Origin of the sequence: uncultured Aquimarina sp. (assembly GCF_947492405.1) — a bacterium.
Lineage (GTDB): Bacteria > Bacteroidota > Bacteroidia > Flavobacteriales > Flavobacteriaceae > Aquimarina.
Map to the genome: position 1 here is coordinate 1,096,556 of NZ_CANLMP010000002.1, position 26,122 is coordinate 1,122,677.

Genomic DNA, 26,122 nt, shown 5'->3' on the forward strand with positions numbered 1-26,122 from the left:
TCAGATTAAAACTAACAGGGCTTACAAGATCTCCTAGGTTAGTTAAAACTGAAAATATTAGATAGCATTTTTAAGAAAGGGGACGATGAATAATACGGCAAAATACATTAGTGAATTATTATATAGATATGAGTGTGTAATCTTACCGGGCTTTGGTGCTTTTCTAACAAAGCGTCAACCTGCAATGATTCAAGAATCAACACATGCTTTTTTTCCTCCTCAGAAATTAATTTCTTTTAATAGCCAACTACAAAATAATGACGGATTATTAGCAAATTATATGGCTACTGCCGAAAACATATCTTACACGGATGCGGTTGCTAAAATTCAGCGTTATGTATTGTCTCTGAATAATAAAATGGCTATTGGTCAACGAGTGGAATTAGATAGTATTGGTTCTTTTTTCACATCTGTTGAAGATACATTACAGTTTGAACCTTCTCAGGATACAAATTACCTTACTGAGGCTTTTGGTCTAAATTCTTTTATATCTCCATCTATTGTTAGAGAAGAAGAAAAAACTACTCCAAAAGTAGATATGCCTCAAGTAACTCGTGAAACTTACAAAGAAGAAGTACAGGCTATTGAAGAAACTACACCTATTGCTTTTACACCAGAAAGAAGACGTGGTCGCCCGTATCTTAAATATGCTGCAGCTGCAGCTATTCTAGTTGCAGTTGTTGGATCTATTGGATTAGATCAATTTAACAAGCAAGTAGATTTAGAAAACGATCGTATCTCTGTAAATGCAGAAAAGGAAATTGAAAATAGAATTCAGGAGGCTACTTTTGATATCACAAGTCCATTGCCTGCAATCAATCTTACTATTATAAAAGCTAAAGAAGAAACTACTACCGAAAACTCCAATGCTATAACTGTAAATACAGCTGGAAAATATCATGTGGTTGCAGGGGCTTATAGAATTAAAGCGAATGCTAACAAAAAAGTAGTTAAACTAAAAGATAAAGGATTTGATGCACGTCTTATTGGTGTAAACAAATACGGTTTACACCAAGTAGTTTATAATAGTTATGAAAATAGATTAGAGGCTTTAAAAGCTTTACAAAACATCAAAAAACAACAAGATCGTCGTGCTTGGTTACTAGTTCAAGAACAATAATTCTTATTTCTTAAAAAAATATTTTCCTTATTTAATCCTTCATAAATATTATGTTTTAATACTAATTCTTAGTATTGGAATAGATTCCTTTTTATTTTTTACAAAAACATTGAAAATACATTAATTCATCAAAAACGACTGGATATCAGTTTTCTGTCTTTGCATAGTCATTAGTTTATTATACCTGATTATCTTTGCCAAAAATTACCAAAATCTATGGAAGCCAGATATCCTTCAGAATCCAGAACTATATTAACCGATCTTGTTTTACCGGGAGAAACGAATCCGCTTAATAATCTTTTTGGAGGCGAACTATTAGCACGTATGGACCGCGCGGCTGGTATTGCGGCAGGGAGACATTCCAGAAGAATTGTGGTAACTGCTTCCGTAAATCATGTAGCATTTAGCAAAGCAATCCCTTTGGGTAGTGTTGTCACTGTCGAAGCTAAAGTCTCTCGCGCCTTTACATCCTCTATGGAGGTAGTAATTGATGTTTGGATAGAAGATAGACAAAGTGGTGATAAAACTAAAGCAAACGAAGCCATATATACCTTTGTGGCGGTAAATGAGAGTGGTGCGCCAGTATCTATCCCGCAGATTAAACCGGAAACTGAATTAGAACAACAACGTTATGACGCTGCCTTACGTCGTAAACAATTGAGCCTGGTTCTTGCAGGTAAAATGAAACCGGATGATGCTACTGAGCTAAAAGCGTTATTTACTTAATTTTACAAAAATCCTGCTCCTAAAGCAACAGAAATTAAAATCAACATAATAGCAACTACCACTTGTAGAAACTTTAAGGTAACTTTTTTTAATAATTTATTACCTATAAATGCTCCTGCTATTGCAGATAGTGTGGCACATATTACCAGTGGAAGATTATCCGTAATTCCAGATTCGGAGACATTGGTCGCATACACGCTAAGACGAGTGAAATCTACAAAAGTAGACACCACCACTGCTGTTCCGATAAAAGCTTCTTTAGAAAGTCCTGCTTTGATCAAAAAAGCCGTTCGCAAAGCTCCCTGATTTCCAGAGAGCCCTCCAAAAAAACCACTTAAAGCACCTCCAAGTGGGAGTTTCTCTTTACCAAATTTTAATTTTGTTAAATATGGAATCAAATCCATAGAGGCAAAAATTATTAGTAAAATCGAAATAATAAATTTTACTGGGAACACTTCAAAGGTTTTAGAAAATAAACTATATGTAAAAAGTGGTTTGATGTCAGGAATATTTACTAACACCCACGCTCCTGCAAAAGCAGCTATTACAGCAGGGATTCCAAACCGCAATAGAACGCTCTTATCTGCATTTTTTCCTACTAAAAGTAGTTTGAAAACATTATTAAAAAAGTGCACTACACCTGTTAATGCAATAGCAATTTCAACAGGAAAGAAAATCATCAATACAGGCGTTAGGATAGTTCCTAAGCCAAATCCAGAAAAAAAAGTGAGTATGGAAACTAAAAACGCTACCGCCGAAATAATCACTATTTCCATGATCTATTACATTTTATAAATCCAAGATTGTGGGTTTAATTTCTTAGTGTCTTTAAAGATTAAAAATTTCATAATAGCACGACCCGTAGCAGGATTTATTCGCACTTCTCCGATACTTTGTTTCGTAGAAACTTTTTGACCCTCTTTTACTGAAATATTTTCCAGATTGTAATATACTGTAATATAATTACCATGTCTTACGTGAACAAGTCTTCCCGCTCCTTTCAATTTCTGAATAGCCATTACTTCTCCTTCAAAAATGGCTCTCGCTTTCTCTCCTGGCCTTGTTTCTAACTCCACTCCACTACTATTAATCTGTATATTCGGTAATGTAGGATGCGGCTGACGCCCATATTTTCTTGTTAACTTACCTGTTCCGACTGGCCAAGGAAACTTTCCTTTATTAGATGTAAAATTATCTGCGAGTTTTTTATCCTCAGGAGTTAATGCAAAAGTTGTAGCAGAACCTTTTTTAGATGCTTTCTTTCCTGCCTTTTTATTCGCTTTTGCAATAGCTTCACGAATTAACTTATCTATAGCTTTATCGAGCGCACTGGCTTGTTCCTGTTTTTTCTTGATTTCCTTTTTATAGGTGCCTTCTTTTTTACGAATAGATGCCATTAAGGCTTGCTGCTGCTTTTTCTCTTCTTTTAATTGCTCCTGAGCTTCTCGATTCTCTTCTACAAGCAATTGCTTGTTTTTTTTCCTCTCTAGTAAACCTTTATTTAGCTTCTGAAGCTCTTCTGCACGTGTTTGTATTTGATCCGCTTGTTCTTTTCGATGCTCGTTGTACTGCTTCATATATTGAAGTCGTTTATAAGCTTGAGTAAAATCCGTAGAAGATAACAAGAACATAATCTTGCTTTGTTGTGATTTGCTTTTATAAGATTTAACAATCATTCTGGCATAATCCTCTTTTAAGACTTTTAACTCTTCACGATACGAACCCATCTTTTTAAGGTTAGTATTAATCTCTCTTGTCAACAAATTTGCTTGCTGATTCGTAATCTTTATAAGATTTTGTCTGGTACTTATTTGAGAATTTAGCGTTTCTACTTCATCGAGTACAGAACGTTGTTTAAGTTTGGTATCCGCGAGTAATGATCTCATTTGCTCAATCTGTTCTTTAAGGCGACGACGTTGCTCCTCCAACTGCTGTTGTTTTGCGCTCTGAGAAAATGATGGAATACCAATTAATAGCATTCCGAATATGTATATAATTTTTTTCAGCTTCATTCTATAGTCACTTGCACGTATCCTGGTGGTATTTTAAACGGAAAACTTACCCTGGCATTGTAATCTACACTACGATAATCTATCATTATGGTAGTTTTGGCTATTCCTTCTGAAGCTATAATACTTATTTCTTTTGGAAAATCTTGATTTCCAACTTTCTGATAACCATTATAATTAATGAGTAGATTTCTATTTTCTATAGGTTGTTTTAGCTGCTGGGAAAATATTTTAAAACTATCAGGGTTCAACACAAATAATCGTTCGAATAGTTCGAGTTCTTTTTTAGGACTAAGTCTGTATTTTTGGTTTTCTATAGATGATACATATTTTTCATCTTTAAGGTTGAATAATGACTGGCCTAGCAATAACTGTTGTACTTTTTCAAAATCCAAGTCAGTTCCGAGCCATTCACTAAGTAACTTAAAATCCCCTTCGAAATAAGTATTATTAATCTTTTCGTAATAGCTTACTTTTTCTGGTGTAATTAGTGCTTTTGCTAAGGTAATTCCTAGTAATTTGGCGCTTACCCATATTTTCTTATCTTTTTCTAAGCGTAACGTTACATTTGGGCTAAATGATTGTTTACCATCATCATATCGTACTTTTACTTTAGCATTGATCGTGGTAAAGTTAAAAGTCTTATTATAGTGATTTGCTACAATTTTTTCTGTCCTTAGTTTTTTAATTGTAACTCCAGAAATTGCCTTAGTACTTTTACAAGATTGTAGTATAACTAGCAAAAAACATAATAGATAAAATATTCTACTCATTACCTTTTATGATTTTTTTTTAAGTTGAAAGGATCTTTCTTTATATTCAGAAGCCTTTACTTCATTTCCCATTTTTAGATATGCTTGACCAATTTGATCATAGAAATCTGATTCCATCTTAAGATCATCAATGATATAATCCATACCAATACTTAAGATATCTATAGCTTCTTCATAATTATTTAGGTTAATTAAAGAAACTCCACTAACCAAATACAAAATTGGCTGAGAAGGATACATTTCTATAGCTAGTTCGCTTCCTACTTTTGCTTTTTCGTACCTCTTCAAATCGAGCTGTAGCAACAACATCTTTCTTAGAATTCCAAAATTATTGGCATTATCCTTAATTCCTCTTTCATAATAATTAAGTGCCAGCTCTTTTTTATCTTTTCCATAGAAATAATTACCTATTTCTGTAAACACTTTACTGCCACCTGAGTCTTCAGAAAATACTTTTGTTACTTCGATAAGTTGGGGTTCGTAAGTTGGATTTTCACTTACAAATGTCAAGAAGTCGTTAATGATTTTATATTTAGATTCCTCATCAATCTCATCACTTGATAACACTATCTTCATCGACTTAATAGCTTCTTTTGGCATATTATCATCCAAGTAGAATTTATACAACGCTAAATGGGCTAATTTTGATTTTGGTCTTTGTTCAAGAAGAACTTGAGCTGTTCCAAAAGCTTTTTCAACTTGATTATCTTGACTATACAAATAAATCAGATTTAGATAGTTTTGTTCTTCCTTCGGGTTTTCTGCTATTTTTTCTTGTAACTTGGTGATCTGAGAATTAGGGTTACTAATTTTTAGGGCAATTTTTTTTCTTAATTTATCCCTGTACGAATCTATACCCAGCTCTTCTATTAGTTCATCTACAATCTTAAGTGCATCATCATATCTTTCTTCCAGAAAATAGAGATTAGCTAATTGTTCTTTATACCTACTATCAAATGCTACAAGCTTTTCCACCACTGCTACAGACTCCGTATACTTTCTTTCCTTAAAATATACTTCGAATAATAGTTCTAGAACATATCTATTATTTGGTTTTTCTTCTAAAACTTTTTTAAAATTGATCGTAGCCTGATCATATTTTTTTAGATCCAAATAATTCTTCCCCAGCTCATAATATAATGCAATAGGTTTTGGGTTTACAGAAATACACTTTTCCAGCGCATCGATTGCCTTATCATAGTTAGTAATGGCCCGTTGTTTTAATGCCTCAAAGAAACTTTCTCGAAATTCATCAGACACATCACCAAGGTCATCCAAGATCTCTATTTTTTTAAGAGATTCTGGTTCCTGAGAAAAGACCATGTTTACAGCTCCTCCCATAAAGACCATAAAAATTATAATATGTCGCCAATATTTAGTCATACAATTTTTTCAAAAGCAATATAAATCACAAATTATTCCAACGTAGAATAGTCACCAATACTAATCGTCGTGTACTTTCCATCGTAATACACATGATTGCCGATCATAGCATTGTCTAAGTTAGCATTTTTTATGACAGTTTGGTTCTGTATTAAACTATTTTTAATATCACTATCCTCTATATTACAATCATCTCCAATTGACACGTTAGGTCCAACTGATCCATTCTTAATAGTCACTCCTTTTCCTATTCTACAAGGAGGGATAATGGTTGCACTTTCTAATACAACATCATCACTGATCAATTTTTCTCCATCTTTTTCTAAAAAACCTAGCATTCTAGTATTGGTCTCTACGGTTACATTTTTGTTTCCACAGTCCATCCACTCTTCTACCTGACCAGTAACAAATGTTTTACCATCTGCCATCATTCTTTTGATACCATCATTAATTTGGTATTCTCCTCCATTAATAATATTATTATCTAAAACATGTTGCAATTCATTTTTTAACACTGCAATGTCCTTAAAATAATAGATTCCTATCACTGCTAGATCAGAAACAAACTCTTTTGGTTTTTCAACTAATTCTACAATTTCCTTTTCATCATTAAGCTTTACTACTCCATAAGCTTCTGGTTGGTCAACTTGTTTTACCCAAATAACAGAATCTGCATCTTTATCTAAATTAAAATCAGCTCTAATCAACGTATCTGCATAGGCTACAACAGCTGGTCCTGATAATGAGTCTTTAGCACACATAATCGCGTGACCTGTTCCTAATGGTTGATCTTGTCTATAAATGGAAGCTTTAGCACCAAGCTCTTCTGCAAGTGCTGTTAAACTTTCTACAACATCATCCCCAAAAAATGCAGGATCTCCTAATATAAAAGCAATTTCATCTATTGGTTCTCCTAAAACTTTTGCTATATCAGAAACTAAACGATGAACAATTGGTTTTCCTGCTACAGGAATTAAAGGTTTAGGAACCGTAAGTGTATGAGGCCTTAATCGAGAACCTCTTCCTGCCATTGGTACGATGATTTTCATTCTTTATATTATTTTTTTGATTGGTTGATTATTTAACTCCTGTACTTCCGAAGCCGCCTGCTCCTCTTAAGGTTTCAGAAAGTTCCGCTACCTCTTTCCATTCGGCTCTTTCATGTTTAGCAATTACTAACTGCGCGACTCTTTCTCCATTTTCTATTACAAAATCATCATTAGAAAGATTCACTAAAATAACTCCAATTTCTCCTCTATAATCTGCATCTATAGTTCCTGGAGCATTCAATACTGTAATTCCCTTCTTAGCAGCTAATCCGCTTCGTGGGCGCACTTGTGCTTCATACCCGACTGGTAACTCAATAAACAGCCCAGTTTTAACGATTGTTCTCTCTAAAGGTTTTAGTGTTATCGATTCGCTTATATTTGCTCTTAAATCCATTCCGGCAGAAGCGATCGTTTCATAATGTGGTAATTCGTGCGACGACTTGTTAATGATATTTATCTGCATATTTTTTTATATAAATCACTATCATCTCTCGACTTGAGAAGACAGAAAATTATCTTTTTAATAGTTGTTTTAATTCCTTTTTTTCTGAAGCATACAAAATTACTAAAAACACTAGTAATAAGGGGATAGAAATCATATAATTACTATCAAATATGTAAAACGAAATGATTGAAAAACCAATCGATAATGCTAAATACATTCCTATTTTTTTCAGATCGTATGGAATTGGATAATATTTCCTTCCTAAATACCACGATAGTATCATCATAGAACCATATGCTGCCAAAGTAGCTATAGCAGAACCTACATAGGTATATTCTGGAATGAGTAGAAAGTTAAAAAGTAGTGTTATTATTCCTCCTATTAACGAAATATATGCTCCAAACTTTGTTCTATCCGTAACCTTATACCATACTGATAGATTATGATAAATCCCTAAACAGAAGTTCGCCAATAAAATAATAGGCACCACAATCATTGCTTCCCAATATTCTGGTTTCTTAATCATGAATTCCTTTAATAAATCCGAAAAGGTAATGACTCCCACCAGAATAAAAGAGCCCAAAACAACAAAATATTTAGTAATAATTGCGTACGTTTTTGGGGCATTTTTATCTTTGGCATGGCTAAAAAAGAAAGGCTCAATCCCCATTCGAAATGCAGTAGCAAATAAGGTCATAAATAAAGCCAATTTATAACATGCTGAATATGCTCCAGAATCAAACAACCCTTTCTCTTCTCCTAGCATCCATTCTAAAAGAATTTTATCAAAATGTTCATTGATAGCAAATGCAAGGCCTGAAATTAAAATAGGAGTTCCATAAAAAATCATTTTACCCCAAAGTTCTTTATCAAATTGATACTTTATTCTAAAATAAAAGGGTAACATCAAAAACAATGTAACTCCACTAGCTATAGCGTTTGCAATGAAAATATATTGAACCTGAAAATCTTCTTTATATATTGTCTGAAGCCACTCTATGTTTTCTGACCATTTTTCTAAAAAAATTAAAAAAAAGATATTAAGTAACGTATAAATTACAACATTGATAATTTTAACTACAGAATAACGAATAGGTCTCTCTTGCGCTCTTAAACTAGCAAAAGGGATAATTACTAAAGCATCTAATGCAAGAATTGAAATTACATACGTTAAAAACTCTTTTTCAATATCTAAAAAAACAGCTATTACATCTCGAAAAAGAAATGCTGTTATTAGAAATAACAATGTCGAAAACATAATTGAAATTGCGGATGTACTCGAGACTTTATTTTTAAACTTATCAATGTTTAAAAACCTGAAGAAAGCGGTCTCCATTCCATATGCCAACAACACATTAAATACGATAATCCATGAAAACAAAATTGTCACTCTACCGTATGATATCGGACCATCTAGGTATTTTGTGTGAACTATAACTAAAAGAAATGACAACATGCGTGGTAGCACTGTTGCCATTCCGTATATAAATGTTTGTTTAAAAAGTTTTTGAAAAATTCCCAACTTCTATTTGATTGTGGCTTTAAAAATACAATTTTTATTGCCTTGGACGCATTGGATATGCTTTCAATTCCTTTTCTGGTAATTTATCAAGTTTAAAATATCCTTCTTTTCCGTTCTTGGAATATACAATTACACATTCTCCTTCTTTTATTTCGAATGGTATTTTTTCTTCAATTTCCGAAGCTTTATTGCCATATTCTTCCTTTGGGTCATCACTCATAACAATATCCTTTCTAACCGTTCTTGGATCTGTATAACGCCCTACATAAACTGCTTCATTAGGCTTGCGTTTAAGCTTTACATTTTTCCCTTTGAAATATGCATTCTCTAACTGAACATCAGAAGTAGGGTCAACCGGTATATAAAGCATAAATCCTGCTCCTCCTCCTTCTATCCCAGAAACCCAATTCTGAAAATAAGGATCATTAAGTTGTACAGGAGCTGTTTTATCCATCTTTTGACTGGTTGCACATTGTGTAAAAGTGACTAAAATACTTAACAAACTAATTTTAGTAACTACTGTCCAAATATTTATTCTTTTTCTTCCCATTTTTTCTTTAAATGTTCGCGATATTTTTCTTTCATCTTCTTTATATCCCTAGTGTTAAAGACAAAGTTCATACCAAAATTAAATGCTACTCCGGAAAATAATTTAGTGTCATCGCCATTGGTAATATTTAATCCATACATATATGGAAGACCAAATTCTAATTCCAGACATTTAGCAAATTTATAATTAATTCCTGCTCCAGCTGTTAACAACAACAACCCTCCGCTATTATCTTCAATAGCAATATCGGCAGGATCATTTGCCTCATATCGAATAGCACCGATTCCGACTCCGGATTCTAAGTAGAAACTAAATTTACCACTATTAATTGCATGTTTCCTAAAAGAAGGAATAAAACCGTATGCCTGCACTTCAACGTCTCTTCCGTTTTCTTGTTCTATATCTTGAGGAAATAAAACAAAAGCCGACGTATTGATAGCAAAACGTTCGGACACATAATAGGATAAACTGGGTTTGGCTGCGATTCCACTATACCCATTACCAAAATCCATAAGCGGAACACCAGCGATCCCCATTTTTATATCACCCGCTTCATAAAGAGTTTCTGATTCTTGGGCATTTAGGTTTGATACGAAAGTTGCGATAATAAATAGCGCAAAGAGTCTAATTGTTTTCATTTTTCTTTTTTCCTTTAAAGATAGAAAACGAAAATGTGCTTTATCATAAAAAAAACAAAAAAACCTCATACATCAATGTGTATGAGGTTTATATATAATTTTGAATATATTCTTAATTATTCAACGCTTCTGCTCCGCCAACGATCTCCAGGATTTCATTAGTAATAGAAGCTTGTCTAGTAAGTAAATTAAACAGTTTTTTGCTACATTTAATTTTTAACTGTTTGCTTACCAATTATCATTATATCATCCACATTATCTCCATTAAAATCATTTATTCCAAACTGAACTACCGAGTTTGTGTTGGCTTTAATTTTAGGAACAAACACCCAAGGATTGCTAGTGTTATCGCTGTAAGCTATAAAGAATTGCCCTTCTTCAAGTCTTAATAGATCTGTTTTTCCATCTCCATTGAAATCACCTAATCCATGGATTGAATCCATTGTAATATCAGAATTGACAATTGATTCCCACTCCAATAAATCACCTGAAGTATTTCCAAAAGCAATATATATAATCTCTCCAGTTGTTCTTAATATATCAGAAATTCCATCTCCATTAAAATCCCCGATTTTAACATCATCTAACATTGCTCCTGAATTAGCTATTATTTCCCATTGGAAAGGTTTTGAAACATCACCACTATATGCTACAGAAAAATTAGTTCCATTAGCTTTTAACAAATCTGTTGTTCCATTACCATCAAAGTCTCCAAACTTTAAATTATTTTTAGTATATCCAGAGCTTACATTTAGTGAATTCCATTCAAATGGGTTTGAAACATTCGCGCTATATGCAATAAACCAATTAATACCATTTGATCTAAAAACATCTGTCATACCATCTCCATTAAAATCTCCAATAGATAAATCCTCAAAAGGTATTTGCGAGCTACTTAAAATTTCAGGGTTACTTTTTCTCCTTGATGTTCCAGAAGAGTTACGAAATTCATACATTTTCCATTTACTATCATCGTTATATAGTATAGAACTTTCTCCATTATCGCTAAATTTTCCTAAAAACATATTGTCAAATCCCAAATTAGCATCGGTACCTATTCTATACCAAGGTTCCATACCTCTCCAAGAAACATAAAAACCTTTGTTTTCTGAACCATAATGATTATTAGATGCGTAAAAATTTCCGAAATTATGTACTTGCCTAATAGCTTTTTCCTCTAGAGGGTAATCCAAAAAATTATTATGCTCAATTAAGCAAAAGTCATTCGGAATTCCCCTAACTCTTATTCCTGGTTGGGTACTACAACCAGATTCACTAGCATTTCCCTTAAAAGTATTATGATGTATATAAATTTCTCCCCCAGCAATAGTTTCTGGGTCATTATTCCCTCCTGCATGCATATCAATACCATGAGCAATTGCATTTTCCATAACAAATTCATTATTTCTAACCTCGTAACTATCGTAGTTTCCCTCTCCATCACTATTTCCTGTTCCAGCTATATGGTGTCGATTCCTATCAAACTTATTGCCCTCTATAATGGTAGATGAACCATTAGTTAAAACAACCCCGTAACCCAGATTCTCTGCTTCGTTATGATGGATCGAATTATTTGTTATTCTAGAGTTCTTCGCTTTGTTAAGTCTTATTCCTGCGTTATTCCACCCAACTATTTCACTGTTGTTTAACGTAAAGTTATCAGAATTCAGCACTTCAATACCGACTCTAAAATAATCTAAAACAGGTTCATCTGTTGCACATTTTATTGGAGGATCTGAATAAGGTCCTTCAATTTTTAAATTTTGAATTGTAACATTATCATCTATAATTTTAAAAACTATAATTTCTTCAGGGTTTTGAGTATTTGAGAATTTAAGTTTTGGAATATTATCTTCCTCAATACAAGAATCTCCAGAAATAATAACTCCTTTTGGTAATTCTATTGGTAAATTATCAGAATTTATAGAAATATCGTTTTTAATTAGTATAATTGAATTCTCAGGAATCAATTGTTCCGGATTTTGCAGATGATTAATAAAATCAATTTCGTTTTCAATAATTATTGTACTTTCTGATTCAGAAATACAGTTCTTATTCTTTTTTTCAGAAATTAAAAGTTTTTCATTCTCTAAATAACCATTTGTTTCGCAGGAAATCACCTGACAAAAGATTACTATAATTACTGTAAGCTTAAAGACCTTTTTCATAGAAAATTAATTTAATACTATATTATTTAGTGCCTTTTTTAATAAAAATGTTACCATAGAATTTTAGAAATATTTTTAACAAAAAAACCTCATACATCAATGTGTATGAGGTTTATATATAATTTTTGAATATATTCTTAGTTATTCAATGCTTCTGCTCCACCAACGATCTCCAGGATTTCATTAGTAATAGAAGCTTGTCTTGCTTTGTTATATTGTAACTTAAGAGAGTCTCTTAATTCTGTAGCATTATCAGTTGCCTTGTGCATCGCGGTCATACGGGCTCCATGCTCAGAAGCAAAAGAATCACGAATTGCTTTATACAATTGTGTTTTAAGCGACTTAGGAATTAATTGTTCTACAATCTCTTCTTTAGATGGCTCAAAAATATAATCTAAATTAGCACTTTTTTCACCTTCTACCGGCTTAATTGGTAGAAACTGCTCCGTAGTTACTATTTGAGTTGCAGCGTTTTTAAATTTGTTATATACTACGACTACTTTGTCATAAGAACCATTCGTAAATAACTCCATTAATTCTTCTGCGATATCAGCAACATTAGCAAACGTAAGATCGTCAAAGATTTCACTTTTATTAGCAATTACGGTATGTGTTTTAGAAACAATATCATTCACTTTCTTACCTATAGTAACAAAGTCTACTTGCTTACCTGCATATACATTTTCGTAAAGCTCTCTAGAACCTTTGATAATATTAGAATTAAAAGCACCAGCCAAACCACGATTAGAAGCAATTGCTACTACTAAAACTTTATTTACCTCACGTTGTTCAGAATACGAACTTGCACTATCTCCTTCCAGAGAGGCACTTAAGCTTTGTAATAACTCAGTAAGTTTATCTGCGTAAGGACGCATAGCAGTAATCGCCATCTGTGCCTTATTCAACTTTGCAGCCGATACCATTTTCATGGCACTTGTGATTTGCATCGTTGAGGATACAGAGGTGATTCTACTACGTAATTCTTTTAAATTTGCCATTTCTTATAATTATGAATTCTGAATTCAGAATTATGAATTTTTAATTATACTTACCAGAAGCTTTATTAGTTCTTCACATTTTTTGTTTAAATCATTCGGAATCTCCATTGTGGTTTCCTCAATGACATCAAGCCAAAAAGATGTTTCGTCCGCTTCTTTTAAAGCTATTCCTAATTTATTTTTGAAATCCTTGGTGCTTACTCCTCTTTGCGATTCTCTTACATTAGCTCCAATACTAGTGCCACTCCTTATAAGCTGACTAGCAATTTCATATTCATGCTTCTTTTTTAATTCCTTACAAAAATTTACAATATCACAACTGAAATAAAAACTTTTATCTACAATTACATTGTTTCTTTTTTTGTAACCCATAATTCTGAATTCCGAATTCTGAATTATTTATATTTTGCTGAAATCTCTTTACAAGCTGAAAGTAATACGTCTGTTACTTCATCTGTTAATTTTCCAGCTTTCAAAGTGTCTAAAGTATCTCTATGCTTCGCATTAAGATATTCTATAAAGTCACTTTCGAATTCTTTAATTTTATTTACAGGAACATCTCTTAGTAAGTTCTTCGATCCTGCATAGATGATCGCGATCTGATCTTCTACCGTATATGGATCATTCTGAGCTTGCTTTAAGATCTCTACGTTACGCTTACCTTTTTCGATAACATTTAAGGTAGCTGCGTCAAGGTCAGAACCAAACTTAGCAAATGCTTCTAATTCACGGAACTGCGCTTGATCAAGTTTTAGTGTACCTGCTACTTTCTTCATTGATTTAATCTGTGCTGATCCACCCACACGAGATACAGAGATACCTACGTTAATTGCTGGACGAACACCAGAGTTAAATAAATCTGAAGTTAAGAATATCTGACCATCCGTAATCGAAATTACGTTAGTTGGGATATACGCCGATACATCACCTGCTTGCGTTTCAATAATTGGTAACGCTGTTAATGATCCACCACCTTTTACTTTATCTTTTAAAGAATCAGGAAGGTCATTCATATCCTTTGCAATACTATCATCAGCAATTACTTTTGCTGCACGCTCTAATAATCTAGAGTGAAGATAGAATACATCTCCAGGATACGCCTCACGTCCTGGTGGACGACGTAATAATAATGATACCTCACGGTATGCTACTGCTTGCTTAGATAAATCATCATAGATAATTAAAGCTGGACGACCTGTATCACGGAAATACTCACCTATTGCAGCACCTGCAAATGGAGCATATACCTGCATTGGAGCAGGATCAGAAGCATTAGCAGCTACTATCGTTGTATAAGCCATTGCTCCTTTATCTTCTAATACTTTTGCGATACCTGCTACTGTAGAAGCTTTCTGTCCGATTGCAACATAAATACAGTAAACTGGCTCACCAGCATCATAAAATTCTTTTTGATTAAGAATCGTATCGATACATACAGTAGTTTTACCTGTCTGACGGTCACCAATTACCAACTCACGTTGTCCTCTACCTACTGGCACCATCGCATCGATAGATTTGATTCCGGTTTGTAATGGCTCAGTTACCGGCTGACGAAACACTACACCAGGAGCTTTACGCTCTAATGGCATTTCGAAAGTTTCACCTTCAATCGCACCTTTACCATCGATTGGGTTACCCAAGGTATCCACTACACGACCCACGATTCCTTCTCCAACATTAATGGAAGCAATTCTTTGTGTACGTTTAACCGTTACACCCTCTTTTACTTCTGTTGAAGAACCTAAAAGTACTACCCCAACATTATCTTCTTCAAGATTCAGTACGATTCCTTCTAGTCCAGATTCGAATTCTACTAATTCTCCATATTGAGCGTTAGACAATCCGTATACTCTGGCGATACCATCACCAACTTGTAATACTGTACCTACTTCTTCTAGTGAAGCCGTAGCTTCAAATCCAGATAATTGTTGTTTTAATATTGCTGATACTTCAGCAGGATTCACTTCTGCCATTTTATAATAGTTTGTAAAAACGAGCCGAAATGCTCATTCTCTTATTATTAAATTTTTATTGTTAAAGTAATTTATCAATTACTCAATTCTCTTTTTAAACTTGTTAGCTTATTAGCTATACTTGCATTGTATTGCAAATCTCCTACTCTAAGAATAAAACCACCGATGATACTCTCATCAATTACATTTTCTATAGTAGCTTCATTACCCGTTAACTCCTTTACCTTAGCTAGCACCTTAGTACTTAAAGTCTTATCTAAAGGAACTGCTGTAGTAACTTTGGCAACCTGAGTATTATTTAATTGATCAAACAAAACAATGTATTGTTTAGCAACATCATCTAACAGATCTACTCTTTTATTGGTAATTAATGTATCAAAAAGTTTTTGAGTAAGATCTCCTGTGTTTTTGAAAACCTCACGCAAAGAAGCTAGCTTTACTTCGCTTTTGATCAAAGGACTATTTAATACCATTTTAAGATCAGAGCTACTATCTACAGTAGTGATAATACTTTGCATATCTTTCTGAACATCCTCTGTAGCATTTTTATCCTGAGCTAAACTCAAAACTGCCTTAGCATAACGTATTGCTGCTCTACTCATCTTATGATTAGTTTAAAGTAACATCTCCTAACATAGACTCTACCAACTCCAGTTGTTTGTCTTTGTCAGCTAATTCTTTTCTTACAACTTTTTCAGCTATCTCTACAGAAAGACCTGCTACCTGGCTTTTAAGATCAGCAATTGCAGCTTTCTTTTCGCTTTCGATAGTAGCTTGTGCTTGTGCAACTATCTTATCCGCTTCAGTTTGTGCTTCAGATTTTGCATCAGCAATCATATTTTCTTTCAGCTGTCTTGCTTCTTTAAGCATTCCATCTCTTTCTGCACGAGCTTCATTAAGGATACGCTCATTATCAGCCTGAAGGTTTTGCATTTCTTTTTTAGCAGCTTCTGCAGATTCTAATGCATTTTTAATCCCTTCTTCACGATTATTAACCGCCTCAAGAATAGGTTTCCAAGCGAATTTTCTTAATAACAATAGTAATCCTACAAACAAAAGTATCTGCCAAAAAAACAGACCGAATGAAAAATCATTTATTAACTTATCCATAATTAATTATGTTATTTTCTTTTGATGTTTAATTTTAAAACTTAGTAATAGCTGTAACCAACCGTTACAGCTATTACTATTGTAAATTAAGCTGCGAATAATGCAGCAAATCCAATACCTTCAATAAGTGCAGCTGCAATAAGCATAGCTGTTTGGATTTTTCCTGAAGCTTCTGGTTGACGAGCAATAGCTTCCATTGCCTGACCACCGATTCTACCAATACCTAAACCAGCACCGATAACAATCAAACCAGCTCCTACATAATTTAAACCTTCCATAATAAAGAATTAAAAAAATTAAACAATTAACGTTTAGTGATGTGCCTCTTCATTGGCTGAACCAAAATAAAGTGCTGACAACATCGTAAATATATATGCTTGTAATGCTGCTACCAATAACTCTAATATTGATAACGCAAAGGCTAAACCAAATGATAGTGGACTACCTATCCAGTTCTTAAATAAGAACATCATACCAATAATACTCATAATCACTACGTGACCTGCAGTCATATTCGCATATAAACGGATCATTAATGAAAAAGGCTTGATAAAAACACCTAATAATTCTATTGGTGCTAGCACTATTTTCATAAATGTTGGAACACCTGGCATCCAAAAAATGTGTCCCCAATAATTTTTATTTGCAGTAAGATTCGTAATTAAGAATGTCAATAGTGCCAAACCAAAAGTAACAGAAATATTACCTGTAACATTCGGTGCCAATGGAGTCATCCCTAATAAATTTAACAACCAAATAAAGAAAAATGTTGTCAATAAGAAACTCATATATTTTCCATGATGCTTTTTCCCTATATTAGGAATAGCAATCTCATCTCTTACAAAAACAACTAAAGGTTCCAAGAAACGACCTAAGCCTGTTGGGATACCATTATTTTTTTTATAAGACTTTGCTAACCCTCTAAACATAAAGAACATTATTATAGCTATAAAAAGCATACTAACAACGTTTTTTGTTATTGAAAAATCCAACGGCTTCGCATTCGTAGCGTGATGAGCTTCATCATAATTGATGGTACCCTCAGCATCCGTCTTATATATTTTACTATGATATAACTTGTAATAATTACCATCAACCTCTGCAACAGTTTCTCCGTGATGGAATTTAGAAGAAGAAAAAACCTTGAGACCATTATCCCATAAAATAACCGGAAGTGGAAAACCTACATGAGTTCCCTTTTCACCATCAGACCAAAGTGTGAAATCATGTGAATCTAAAAGGTGATGATCTCTATATGCTTTCATCTCCTCTGGAGTATTAACCTGTCCTCCTTTTTCTTTGTTTTCAGTATCTTTTGCCGCCAGATTCAAAGAAGTGAGAATCAAAGCTAAAGTCATAAAAATTCTAACTACACTAATTTTTTGCATTCTAGGTCAGATTTCGGTTCCTAAATTTCGGTGCAAATGTACATAATTATGTTAGATTCTTAAACTATTTTAGGCAAATAAGTTTATTATTATTTTGAAATAAATAAAATACTGAAAATCAATTATTTAGGCGAATTGAGAATTTTAGAAACATAGTACACCTCTAAGATTAAACTAATCACATAAGGCATAAAAAAGTCAAGAAAAACACTTCTGTCTATATCAATGCTGCTTAGCTTAGTGATAGCAACAAAAACACCAAGTTTTATAAAACTACCCGCCAAAAAAATAAAACCAATCTGGTCTTTAAATCTTTTACTAAGGATTAAAATGACAATAATTAATAATACCGTATATAGAGCATTAAAAATATAAGAGAGATTAACAATAGTCGAATTACTATGAAATGAAAAATAATTTATAACCCAATTGTGAATGAAATACGTCCCTGATAATATTATAAGAAAGAGAACTAAAAAGCGAAGTAAATTTTTGATCATAAACGATTAACTACGTAACAAGATGCTAAAAGATCTATTTTTTGGGATTATTAATTCTATCTAGTTGCTTTATCACCAAGTATAATGAAGAAACTACTCCAAAAAGAACTAGTCCCATTGTAAACCAATTCTTTTCTAACTGGTAATAAGCATCTAGTCTTTTGCCCGTATATGCACAGACAAAAATAATACCTCCCATTTCGAAAGCGATACCTGTTAAAGCTAAGTACTTTTTAAGCTGATTTCCCTTGTCCTTGTTTTTGTCCATCTTGTTTACCTCCAAGAGATTTAACACCACCTTTCATCACACAAGATGCGTTAAAGGTTGCTCCTGGTTCTACAGCTAGTTTACCAACAGAAACTTCTCCTTCGATATGTGCAGTTGGTTTAAGGGATAATGTTCCGGAAATTATAAGATTACCTGAGAATTTCCCTTCGAAATCAGCATCAGAGCATTCTAAGGTTCCCTTAATAAAACCTGATTTTCCAACCACTACTTTTCCTGTAGTTTTAAAAGTTCCTTCTATGGTTCCCTCTACTCGAAAACCACCTTCGGAAATAACATCTCCTACAATTTTAGTTCCTTCTGAAATTTTGTTCTGGTTTCTGGAAAAATCCGTTAATGCTTGATCTTTTCCTTTTTTGTTGTCTGAAAACATATTACTGGGGGGATTAAAATTATTATTCTGATTTAGGTTCTAAGTACTTCTCTAGGTTCTTATGTATCTGGATGATTCTATAATTAGGTGATGCAACAATAAAAAATTCTTTATTCACCTTTTCATAGTATTTCTTTTTTCTATTCCATTTTGTAAGATCAACTCCTCGTGTATCTTCTATTTTACCAATGGTCAAAAGTTCGGCCATACCCTCTGCTCCTAATTTATCTCTTTTGGTATGGATTACTACAAATTGTTGATCTTTTGTATAGACATCCAAAGAAATTTTCATTTTATCATACCTCAGGTCTTTTATAATCGCCTCTAGTCGTTCCTTTAACTCTTGTGCCTGATTGTCTCCAAATCTAGAAAATGTATATACAAGCTTATGATTTTTTTCTTCTTCTATACCTTCTTCAAAATCGCTGTTTTGAATTTGAGGAATCGTGGTTTGATATATTAGTTGTGCTTTTTTGCCTTCTGGACTTTGAGGATAATTTAACGAAACATAGTTTAATGCCTCTTTATAGGGTTCAAATCCTTTATAGCGACCAATTGCTTGTGCTTTTAATAGCTCAAATTTCGGAACAAAATCTTCTCCTCCAAACTTAGTAATCAACTCATCACTTTCTTTAATCACTGAAGCGTATTTCTGATTTTTAAAATCTTTATATAATCTATTATACATAGATTCTGGACTGTTCTTATCGTCTTTTAATGCTTCATCAGGGTTTTGAAGAATTTTTGCGTAACGAGAATCTCCGTGTGTATTAATGATATCCTGCTTAAGTTCATTTGATTTTGTTATATCTCCTTGCAAAAGATATATCTTATACAAATTATATTTAGAAGGAACTATTAAGCGTTCTTCGGGATTACTTTTTAAAAGATTCTCGAACTTATCTATCGACAATCCATACTCCTGAAATTTCTCTTTATAAATAACACCCAGTTGATAATATGCAAAATTCCTATCGGTTTGTAAACTATCTAGAATTACCTGATCAGTTGGCAATTGTGTAATATATGTTTGTGGATCGAAAGTAGGATCAGTATCTATAGAGTATTCTTCCTGCTCTGTCTGATCAACATCAGATACAGCACTAGGGTTTGTGATACTGGAAATTCTCCAATTATCTTGTAACTCTCTATTTCCAAAAGTTCTTTTGAAAGCAGTTTTTCCATAAGCCACTGTAGTCGGATTATAAAAATAAAATGTTCCTCCTTCTTCCGGGCTCGGACCACCACTATTTCCTAATCCCGTTCTTGGTTGACTAAATCGTTGTTCATTAGGAAGCTCTCCTTTTATTCTAGCAATTTCTGCAGCCTCCTGGGCAGCAATAGCTTCTGCTTTTATTTTTTCTGTATATTCTGAATAGTATGCTATTCTTTCGTCTGGAGACATAGCTACTACAGATAGAATACTATCATTAGTCTTTGCAATTCCTTCATATAAAATTACATCATCCAGATTCACTCTTTTCTTTTTAAGAACACGATATTTTTTAGAATCAACTATCATTCGTTCCAAAGTACTATCATAATAAGCACCAGCAATAGCATATTCTTTGTCATCAAAATTAATATCACCTAAAGCTTTATAATTAAGTGATTCCAAATATTTATCTTCAGAGTTAGTTCTCAACGATTTGTTATAATTCTCCACCGCCAAGCCAATAGAATCCAACGTATTAAAATATACTGCTTTTTGATTATAAATTTTATCAAGGAAAGGCCTATTCTCTCTATTTTCTTCTAGATCTGTTAGAAGTTCCAGAAATTCTACTTTATTTCCTGTTTCATAGTTAAAATTTCGTGCTTTTGCCATATATGCATTAAGCATATATCGTCTAGGTGTTTTTCTATTAAGCTCAATAACCTGATCAAAAGCATAATTAGCACTGTCTTTATAACCTAGTTGATTAAGTAGCTGACCTTTTATATATAAATACCTGCCTTTTTCCTCATTATTCTTAGAATGAATAGCTGCTTTACTAATATACGTTACGGCAGAATCTTTTTGTTCTAAATTGATATAAGCTTGAGCGATCATAGCTACAGCATCCGAATAGTCCTGAGCTTCCATATACTCTTCTTCTACCATCTTCATTAGATCTTCGACTGCTTTTTCATTATTATCTAAACGAAGATTGGTCTTTGCTCTCCAGACCTTTGCATGATTAATGTTATTACTGGTAGGATATTTATACAATATATAATTAAAGGCTTCTAAGGCAGGAATAAAACGCTGTTCGTTATATCTGGCTTTTCCTAAAAGTAAGAAAGATTCATCAATTTTAGGGTTTCGCTCTCTATCATCAATAAGCATACTATGCTTCTGAATTGCTTTTGCAGCTTTCTCCTCGGCTTTATCAAAATTTTGATTTAGTACTTCGTTAGGCAATCTAACATCTTCACTAACAATTAACCTCTCTACGGGGAGTAGTTCCCAAAAATTATCTCTATAAGTTTGTACAATATCTTGCTTTCCTTTTTCGAAAGCTACTCTACCATTATACAAGGTATTATTTTTGGTCGTTACGTCGTGCCAAGTCCTATTAGTCCATTTGTCTTTCTTACGTGAACAACTAAACCCAACAATAATTAGGAGAAGTACAACGATGATTTGTGATAATTTTCTGCTCAAAATCTCAATAATTTATACGCTGATAACTTAAAAACTTGTGTTTTAGTGCATCAGAACGGCACAAAAATAATGTGTGAGATGTAAAAATACATTTCTTTCTGTAAAAAATAGGTTATTAACAACTTTTTCTCAAGGGGTTCTTTATTTTATTATATCTTCCGAAGTTGTTAACAATTTGCCTTTCAGAAAGAAAAACCCTTTTCAATTTGTTTATCCTATTAAATAACAAACATAAATATCACCGAATACAGTGTATTACTACAATTTAGATTTATAGATCTTAGCGATTCATTCCTAACGAAACTAAAATTATGAGAATTCTAGAAATTCCTATAGAAGATGTGCAAATCCTGAAAAACTTTTTGAATTCTAATAAAAAACTGGAAGCAATAAAATACATTATAAATACTTATGAATTGTCACTACGTGATGCAAATAGGGTTGTCAAAAAAATAATCGCCAATCCAGAATTAAATATTATCAAAGTCGAAGTAAGATCAAATATTAAAAGAGAAGTCAATACTTCATTACGTAGTAAAACATCTAAAATCTCTTCAATTATGTATTATTTATTGCTTTCTATTGGACTTTGTTTATTGATCGGGGGTATATATAATCTTGGAGAAACATTAAATTCTTTAGACGAAACTGAAAAAACAAATGCTTCTATAATCAGATATGAATCCCATGTTTCGGTTACAAATAGCGATAACAGAAAGGTTATGCAAACTATGTATACACCGGTAATGCAATTTACTTTTAGGAATAAGACTTATGAGCGCAAAACAAAAACTTCTTCATCTTCCAAGGACTTTGTCATTGACGAACAAGTTTCTGTTTACATACATAAAGATTTTCCAGCAGTTAATGAAGTCTATTTAGATGATTTCACGGAAAAATATGGACTTGCATTAGCTCTTCTTTTGTTTGGTGTATTGATTACGGGAATAGGATTTATTGTAAAAAATTTCTAAGTATTATTTTTTTATTTATTAAAATGCTCCTCTAGCTCTTTTAATGTCTCTTGTGATGTGGCAAGATCTTTGACTACTTCTCCTTTATCTAAAACTACAATACGTTCACAGACTTCTGTAACATGCATTAAATCATGACTAGAGACCAAAACTGTTACATTAGGATCCGCAGCCAAATCTTTGATAATTTTCTTTAAACGAATTTGAGTCGTAGGATCCAGATTGGCAAATGGCTCATCTAGGATAACAACCTCTGGGTTTCCAATTAACGCAGCTACTATTCCTGCTTTCTTTTGATTTCCCTTAGAGAGGTCTCTTAAGTATTTTTTTTGCCCTAAAATTTCTCCATGAAAGAAATCTTCAAACTCAGCAAGTAATGCATCCACATCCGCTTTATTCTGACCCCGAAGTTCACCGATGAAATAAAAATACTCTTCTGCAGTAAGATATCCAATCAAGAATGTTTCATCAATAAACGCAGATGTAATAGATTTCCATTCTTCGCTCTCGCTGACTTTAATACCACTGTTCTCTATATGACCTGTAGTGGGCCTAATTAAATCCAGTAAAGCACTAAATAGTGTTGTTTTCCCTGCTCCGTTGTTTCCAACCAGTCCAAAACTATCTCCCTTTGGTATTTCTAAGTGTTCGATATTCAACACTGTATTTCCCGCATAAGTCTTTGTAATATTATGTACTCCTATCATCTTCTTATTTTTTTTGTTTGTATGCCCAGATTGTTTTGTACTTCTCTGTTCTATAAATTCTTTCAATTTTATCAAAAACCATATTCCTAAATGCAAAACCAGCTATTCCTGCAAGAGCGACCAATAAGTAACCTGCATATGGACTGTATGCATAATGTCCAATTGCATATAATATCATTGGTAACGCTAATTTTGGTAACGACAGCATTAATGTTTTTAAATTGAATGCTTGCTTATCACCAAACGCTTTTTTATTACTGGTAAGATCTATAGGTGTTTTTACATAAGCACCTGCCCACAAAACCACATGAGAATTTACGCCCATATTAAATATAGCACCTACAACAACTGCTAAATATGCTTCCCATCCAAAATACAAATAACCTGATGCCAAAATAGCAGAGATAAATGTAGCCATTACCATCAACCACCATTTTGAAGAAAGATATTCTCTGTATTTAATATTTTGACTCATCATCAAAGGATAATACGAGCTATCCCAGCTTGGTACAAATTGTCCAAAACTCATCAAAAAACCTCCTGACACAAAAATCCCAGCAAATATTTTCCATACTGGACCTTCATACGCTTCTACAGCACCAGTAAAAAACAGTAAGCCATAGAAAAGAAATAAGACGCTCACTAATACCGTAGTTCTAGCTCTTTTATTTCTTTTAATCAATTTAATATCATTTTTTAGAAATACTGCAGTTTTACCAAATCGATCTAACCATTCTAAATTTTCGGTTTTTACAGTTTCTGATTTAGTGGCTAATCCAGCATCAAGGTATAAATCCGCTACAAAAGATTTAAAAGCAATGATATACAAACCTATTGCAACTATGATAGGCACTAAAAACAAAAACTGAGATTCATATAACCCTTGGAAAAATGGAGCAGTATACTGTGTTACATCAAAATATTCAAAATAATGCAGTCCTCCTAAAACCGCCATAACTCCTCCCACGGCATAAATAAGGGTGTTTTTATTGTTTAATAAAATATTCAGAAAGTTGTTAGCGTATACCAATGCGATTAACCCAACATTCCATAATAATACATTTAACACAGGAGCATTGCCTTCTGTGATTAATAGTATAGAAAATGGCACAAAAAAGAACGCATGTATGATGTTGAAAAAGGACAACATCGTTTTACCCAAAGCAAAAGAAACAATCTTATTTTTAGTAAAAGGCAAAATCAATAAAGGTGTTATATTGATTACCGGCATTTTTTGTAACGCATATCTAAAAACAAGATCAAAAGCCCACCAATAGATTAAAAATCTACTAACTACTGTTAAGGGATCTAGACATAATTCTTTATTGATATATTTATAAGCTCCCCAGCCTCCTAAGGCCATCATTCCAATAAAATATAACGCCCAAAAACCCATAAAGATCTTCATCCAAACTCCTGAAGAAGCAGATGCGGATCTCCAAAAGGATTTCCACTGTAATGAAATAAAGTGTTTAAACATAGTTGTGATAGTTTTAAAAAAAGTTTAGAAAAACTTCTTATACTATTTAGTAATCAAAAAATAGATTTTGTTACAAAATAATCTTATTTAGCTTTTAATTATCATGATTTAATCTTCTTCAAAGCGGTTAACTTTGTTATTTTTGCAAAAATTATTTATCCACAAAAAACAATTGTGTTTTAATAATTTCTTCTGAATACTTAAAAATCAAGTATTCAGTTTAAAGTTTATCACATTGCTATGTCAGATTTTCATACACTTACTATAAAAAACATTACAAGAGAAACTCCCAAAGCAGTTTCTATAGAGTTCGAAATTCCTTCTGAATTAAAGAAGGATTACTCTTTCACTGCAGGGCAGTATATAACTGTTAAAACAGAAGTTAATGGTAAAGAAATAAGAAGAGCTTATTCTATCTGTTCTGCACCAAACAGTGGATCACTTCGTGTAGCGGTAAAAGAGATTGAAGGTGGTACATTCTCAGTAATTGCCAATAATAAACTAAAAGTAGGTGATACTTTAGATGTTCATAGTCCGGAAGGAAGTTTTTTATTAAAATCAAATCCAACAGCAAACAACTCTTATGCTGCATTTGCAGCAGGAAGTGGTATTACTCCTATAATGAGTATGATCAAAACTGTACTCGAAGAAGAACCTAATAGTCGTTTTGTTTTAGTATACGGAAATCAAACCTCAGCGGAAACTATATTTCTGAACGAACTTCTTGCTTTACAATCAGTACACCCTGAAAGATTGCATATAGAGTTTTTATATAGCAGAAGTCATGAAGAAGGAGCTCGTTTTGGAAGAATAGAAAAATCTACTATTAACTATATCACTAAAAATAAATTTAAGGATATTACTTTTGAAGCCTTTTATCTTTGCGGACCAGAAGAAATGATCAATACGGTTACGAATGTTTTACTGGAAAATGGTATTTCAAAAGAAAATGTGCATTTTGAGCTTTTTACCAGTAGTACGGAAACTGGGGAAATCGAAGCAGATTTAGATGGAAAAACAAATATTACTATATTGGTTGATGATGAAGAAACTTCTTTTATCATGGACCAGAAAAAAACCATTCTTGATGCGGCACTAGAGGAAGATATCGATGCTCCATATTCTTGTCAAGGTGGTGTTTGTAGTTCTTGTATTTGTAAAATCACAGATGGTACTGCTGTAATGGAAAAAAATAGTATTCTTACTGATGGAGAACTTGCTGAAGGTTTAGTATTAGCTTGCCAGGCACATCCTACCTCATCTTCGATAAAGGTAGATTTTGATGATGTCTAAAACTCGTTGA

Annotated in this window: 27 protein-coding genes; 4 read left to right on the forward strand and 23 right to left on the reverse strand. The window is 33.0% G+C overall.

Translation table 11 applies throughout. The features are described 5' to 3' along the window. Positions 1–85: 85 nt before the first annotated feature. Both Q0829_RS11050 and Q0829_RS11055 read left to right on the forward strand, forming a co-directional pair. A complete protein-coding gene (locus tag Q0829_RS11050) occupies positions 86–1,120 on the forward strand; it encodes an SPOR domain-containing protein (protein WP_298542512.1) in 1,035 nt (344 codons plus the stop codon). 216 nt (positions 1,121–1,336) lie between these two features. Beyond that, a complete protein-coding gene (locus tag Q0829_RS11055) occupies positions 1,337–1,846 on the forward strand; it encodes an acyl-CoA thioesterase (protein ID WP_298542514.1) in 510 nt (169 codons plus the stop codon). Positions 1,847–1,848: 2 nt separating this feature from the next. Here Q0829_RS11055 and Q0829_RS11060 read toward each other — a convergent pair whose 3' ends face one another. The 21 genes from Q0829_RS11060 to Q0829_RS11155 form a co-directional block, all read right to left on the reverse strand. Next, positions 1,849–2,622, reverse strand: coding sequence for a sulfite exporter TauE/SafE family protein (locus tag Q0829_RS11060; RefSeq protein WP_298542516.1), 774 nt, complete (start codon positions 2,620–2,622; stop codon positions 1,849–1,851). Positions 2,623–2,628: 6 nt separating this feature from the next. Continuing rightward, positions 2,629–3,858, reverse strand: a complete 1,230-nt coding sequence (locus Q0829_RS11065; protein ID WP_298542519.1) for a peptidoglycan DD-metalloendopeptidase family protein — start codon at positions 3,856–3,858, stop codon at positions 2,629–2,631. Next, entirely contained in the window at positions 3,855–4,628 is a 774-nt protein-coding gene (locus tag Q0829_RS11070) for a DUF4292 domain-containing protein (protein WP_298542522.1), read from the reverse strand. Before Q0829_RS11070 ends, Q0829_RS11065 begins: the two co-directional genes overlap by 4 nt. Before the next feature lie 6 nt (positions 4,629–4,634). Further along, positions 4,635–6,011 (reverse strand): hypothetical protein, encoded by a 1,377-nt coding sequence (locus Q0829_RS11075; RefSeq protein ID WP_298542525.1) that lies wholly within the window; start codon positions 6,009–6,011, stop codon positions 4,635–4,637. Between the two features lie 32 nt (positions 6,012–6,043). Continuing rightward, positions 6,044–7,060, reverse strand: a complete 1,017-nt coding sequence (locus Q0829_RS11080) for a sugar phosphate nucleotidyltransferase (protein WP_298542527.1) — start codon at positions 7,058–7,060, stop codon at positions 6,044–6,046. Between the two features lie 28 nt (positions 7,061–7,088). Then, a complete protein-coding gene (gene dut / locus Q0829_RS11085) occupies positions 7,089–7,523 on the reverse strand; it encodes a dUTP diphosphatase (protein ID WP_298542530.1) in 435 nt (144 codons plus the stop codon). Positions 7,524–7,572: 49 nt separating this feature from the next. Further along, positions 7,573–9,027: a polysaccharide biosynthesis C-terminal domain-containing protein gene (locus Q0829_RS11090; protein ID WP_298542533.1), complete on the reverse strand. Its 1,455-nt coding sequence runs from the start codon at positions 9,025–9,027 to the stop codon at positions 7,573–7,575. 34 nt (positions 9,028–9,061) lie between these two features. Next, the gene (locus Q0829_RS11095) at positions 9,062–9,577 is read right to left on the reverse strand and encodes a hypothetical protein (protein WP_298542535.1); all 516 of its coding nucleotides are present in this window, start codon (positions 9,575–9,577) and stop codon (positions 9,062–9,064) included. Beyond that, positions 9,559–10,215, reverse strand: coding sequence for a hypothetical protein (locus Q0829_RS11100; protein ID WP_298542537.1), 657 nt, complete (start codon positions 10,213–10,215; stop codon positions 9,559–9,561). The genes Q0829_RS11095 and Q0829_RS11100 overlap by 19 nt, the downstream gene beginning before the upstream one ends. A 209-nt stretch (positions 10,216–10,424) precedes the next feature. Then, complete coding sequence (locus Q0829_RS11105) at positions 10,425–12,383, reverse strand: FG-GAP-like repeat-containing protein (protein WP_298542539.1); 1,959 nt, start codon at positions 12,381–12,383, stop codon at positions 10,425–10,427. Between the two features lie 137 nt (positions 12,384–12,520). Beyond that, entirely contained in the window at positions 12,521–13,381 is an 861-nt protein-coding gene (atpG, locus tag Q0829_RS11110; RefSeq protein ID WP_298542541.1) for an ATP synthase F1 subunit gamma, read from the reverse strand. Positions 13,382–13,411: 30 nt separating this feature from the next. Then, entirely contained in the window at positions 13,412–13,753 is a 342-nt protein-coding gene (locus Q0829_RS11115; RefSeq protein WP_298542544.1) for a four helix bundle protein, read from the reverse strand. 23 nt (positions 13,754–13,776) lie between these two features. Continuing rightward, complete coding sequence (gene atpA / locus Q0829_RS11120; protein WP_298542547.1) at positions 13,777–15,354, reverse strand: F0F1 ATP synthase subunit alpha; 1,578 nt, start codon at positions 15,352–15,354, stop codon at positions 13,777–13,779. 74 nt (positions 15,355–15,428) lie between these two features. Beyond that, entirely contained in the window at positions 15,429–15,956 is a 528-nt protein-coding gene (gene atpH / locus Q0829_RS11125; protein WP_298542549.1) for an ATP synthase F1 subunit delta, read from the reverse strand. A gap of 7 nt (positions 15,957–15,963) precedes the next feature. Continuing rightward, positions 15,964–16,464, reverse strand: a complete 501-nt coding sequence (locus Q0829_RS11130) for a F0F1 ATP synthase subunit B (protein ID WP_298542552.1) — start codon at positions 16,462–16,464, stop codon at positions 15,964–15,966. 86 nt (positions 16,465–16,550) lie between these two features. Then, positions 16,551–16,742: an ATP synthase F0 subunit C gene (gene atpE / locus Q0829_RS11135; protein WP_027394417.1), complete on the reverse strand. Its 192-nt coding sequence runs from the start codon at positions 16,740–16,742 to the stop codon at positions 16,551–16,553. Positions 16,743–16,775: 33 nt separating this feature from the next. Beyond that, positions 16,776–17,852 carry a F0F1 ATP synthase subunit A gene (atpB, locus tag Q0829_RS11140; protein ID WP_298542555.1) on the reverse strand — a complete coding sequence of 359 codons (1,077 nt, stop codon included), beginning with the start codon at positions 17,850–17,852 and terminating at the stop codon, positions 16,776–16,778. A gap of 122 nt (positions 17,853–17,974) precedes the next feature. Further along, complete coding sequence (locus tag Q0829_RS27615) at positions 17,975–18,352, reverse strand: DUF6168 family protein (protein WP_366141994.1); 378 nt, start codon at positions 18,350–18,352, stop codon at positions 17,975–17,977. A 34-nt stretch (positions 18,353–18,386) separates the two neighbouring features. After that, positions 18,387–18,620, reverse strand: coding sequence for an AtpZ/AtpI family protein (locus tag Q0829_RS11145; protein WP_298542559.1), 234 nt, complete (start codon positions 18,618–18,620; stop codon positions 18,387–18,389). Then, positions 18,586–19,011 (reverse strand): polymer-forming cytoskeletal protein, encoded by a 426-nt coding sequence (locus Q0829_RS11150; RefSeq protein ID WP_298542562.1) that lies wholly within the window; start codon positions 19,009–19,011, stop codon positions 18,586–18,588. The genes Q0829_RS11145 and Q0829_RS11150 overlap by 35 nt, the downstream gene beginning before the upstream one ends. Before the next feature lie 22 nt (positions 19,012–19,033). Next, complete coding sequence (locus Q0829_RS11155; protein WP_298542564.1) at positions 19,034–21,658, reverse strand: hypothetical protein; 2,625 nt, start codon at positions 21,656–21,658, stop codon at positions 19,034–19,036. Positions 21,659–21,969: 311 nt separating this feature from the next. Between Q0829_RS11155 and Q0829_RS11160 the strand changes: the two genes are divergently transcribed. Then, a complete protein-coding gene (locus tag Q0829_RS11160) occupies positions 21,970–22,632 on the forward strand; it encodes a DUF3592 domain-containing protein (RefSeq protein ID WP_298542566.1) in 663 nt (220 codons plus the stop codon). An 11-nt stretch (positions 22,633–22,643) separates the two neighbouring features. Here the strand turns inward: Q0829_RS11160 and Q0829_RS11165 are convergent, their stop codons facing one another. Together Q0829_RS11165 and Q0829_RS11170 are read right to left on the reverse strand one after the other, a co-directional pair. Continuing rightward, positions 22,644–23,339, reverse strand: coding sequence for an ABC transporter ATP-binding protein (locus Q0829_RS11165; RefSeq protein WP_298542568.1), 696 nt, complete (start codon positions 23,337–23,339; stop codon positions 22,644–22,646). A 4-nt stretch (positions 23,340–23,343) separates the two neighbouring features. Continuing rightward, the gene (locus Q0829_RS11170) at positions 23,344–24,819 is read right to left on the reverse strand and encodes a DUF5687 family protein (protein ID WP_298542569.1); all 1,476 of its coding nucleotides are present in this window, start codon (positions 24,817–24,819) and stop codon (positions 23,344–23,346) included. Positions 24,820–25,059: 240 nt separating this feature from the next. On the opposite strand from Q0829_RS11170, the gene Q0829_RS11175 reads away from it, so the two are divergent. Continuing rightward, positions 25,060–26,112: a ferredoxin--NADP reductase gene (locus Q0829_RS11175; RefSeq protein WP_298542571.1), complete on the forward strand. Its 1,053-nt coding sequence runs from the start codon at positions 25,060–25,062 to the stop codon at positions 26,110–26,112. Positions 26,113–26,122 lie beyond the last annotated feature (10 nt).

Excerpts from the sequence above, each read along its gene's own strand:
- Q0829_RS11050 (WP_298542512.1), top strand. The coding sequence starts at position 86 with ATGAATAATACGGCAAAATACATTAGTGAATTATTATATAGATATGAG.
- Q0829_RS11055 (WP_298542514.1), top strand. The coding sequence starts at position 1,337 with ATGGAAGCCAGATATCCTTCAGAATCCAGAACTATATTAACCGATCTT.
- Q0829_RS11060 (WP_298542516.1), bottom strand. The coding sequence starts at position 2,622 with ATGGAAATAGTGATTATTTCGGCGGTAGCGTTTTTAGTTTCCATACTC.
- Q0829_RS11065 (WP_298542519.1), bottom strand. The coding sequence starts at position 3,858 with ATGAAGCTGAAAAAAATTATATACATATTCGGAATGCTATTAATTGGT.
- Q0829_RS11070 (WP_298542522.1), bottom strand. The coding sequence starts at position 4,628 with ATGAGTAGAATATTTTATCTATTATGTTTTTTGCTAGTTATACTACAA.
- Q0829_RS11075 (WP_298542525.1), bottom strand. The coding sequence starts at position 6,011 with ATGACTAAATATTGGCGACATATTATAATTTTTATGGTCTTTATGGGA.
- Q0829_RS11080 (WP_298542527.1), bottom strand. The coding sequence starts at position 7,060 with ATGAAAATCATCGTACCAATGGCAGGAAGAGGTTCTCGATTAAGGCCT.
- dut (WP_298542530.1), bottom strand. The coding sequence starts at position 7,523 with ATGCAGATAAATATCATTAACAAGTCGTCGCACGAATTACCACATTAT.
- Q0829_RS11095 (WP_298542535.1), bottom strand. The coding sequence starts at position 9,577 with ATGGGAAGAAAAAGAATAAATATTTGGACAGTAGTTACTAAAATTAGT.
- Q0829_RS11100 (WP_298542537.1), bottom strand. The coding sequence starts at position 10,215 with ATGAAAACAATTAGACTCTTTGCGCTATTTATTATCGCAACTTTCGTA.
- Q0829_RS11105 (WP_298542539.1), bottom strand. The coding sequence starts at position 12,383 with ATGAAAAAGGTCTTTAAGCTTACAGTAATTATAGTAATCTTTTGTCAG.
- atpG (WP_298542541.1), bottom strand. The coding sequence starts at position 13,381 with ATGGCAAATTTAAAAGAATTACGTAGTAGAATCACCTCTGTATCCTCA.
- Q0829_RS11115 (WP_298542544.1), bottom strand. The coding sequence starts at position 13,753 with ATGGGTTACAAAAAAAGAAACAATGTAATTGTAGATAAAAGTTTTTAT.
- atpA (WP_298542547.1), bottom strand. The coding sequence starts at position 15,354 with ATGGCAGAAGTGAATCCTGCTGAAGTATCAGCAATATTAAAACAACAA.
- atpH (WP_298542549.1), bottom strand. The coding sequence starts at position 15,956 with ATGAGTAGAGCAGCAATACGTTATGCTAAGGCAGTTTTGAGTTTAGCT.
- Q0829_RS11130 (WP_298542552.1), bottom strand. The coding sequence starts at position 16,464 with ATGGATAAGTTAATAAATGATTTTTCATTCGGTCTGTTTTTTTGGCAG.
- atpE (WP_027394417.1), bottom strand. The coding sequence starts at position 16,742 with ATGGAAGGTTTAAATTATGTAGGAGCTGGTTTGATTGTTATCGGTGCT.
- atpB (WP_298542555.1), bottom strand. The coding sequence starts at position 17,852 with ATGCAAAAAATTAGTGTAGTTAGAATTTTTATGACTTTAGCTTTGATT.
- Q0829_RS27615 (WP_366141994.1), bottom strand. The coding sequence starts at position 18,352 with ATGATCAAAAATTTACTTCGCTTTTTAGTTCTCTTTCTTATAATATTA.
- Q0829_RS11145 (WP_298542559.1), bottom strand. The coding sequence starts at position 18,620 with ATGGACAAAAACAAGGACAAGGGAAATCAGCTTAAAAAGTACTTAGCT.
- Q0829_RS11150 (WP_298542562.1), bottom strand. The coding sequence starts at position 19,011 with ATGTTTTCAGACAACAAAAAAGGAAAAGATCAAGCATTAACGGATTTT.
- Q0829_RS11160 (WP_298542566.1), top strand. The coding sequence starts at position 21,970 with ATGAGAATTCTAGAAATTCCTATAGAAGATGTGCAAATCCTGAAAAAC.
- Q0829_RS11165 (WP_298542568.1), bottom strand. The coding sequence starts at position 23,339 with ATGATAGGAGTACATAATATTACAAAGACTTATGCGGGAAATACAGTG.
- Q0829_RS11170 (WP_298542569.1), bottom strand. The coding sequence starts at position 24,819 with ATGTTTAAACACTTTATTTCATTACAGTGGAAATCCTTTTGGAGATCC.
- Q0829_RS11175 (WP_298542571.1), top strand. The coding sequence starts at position 25,060 with ATGTCAGATTTTCATACACTTACTATAAAAAACATTACAAGAGAAACT.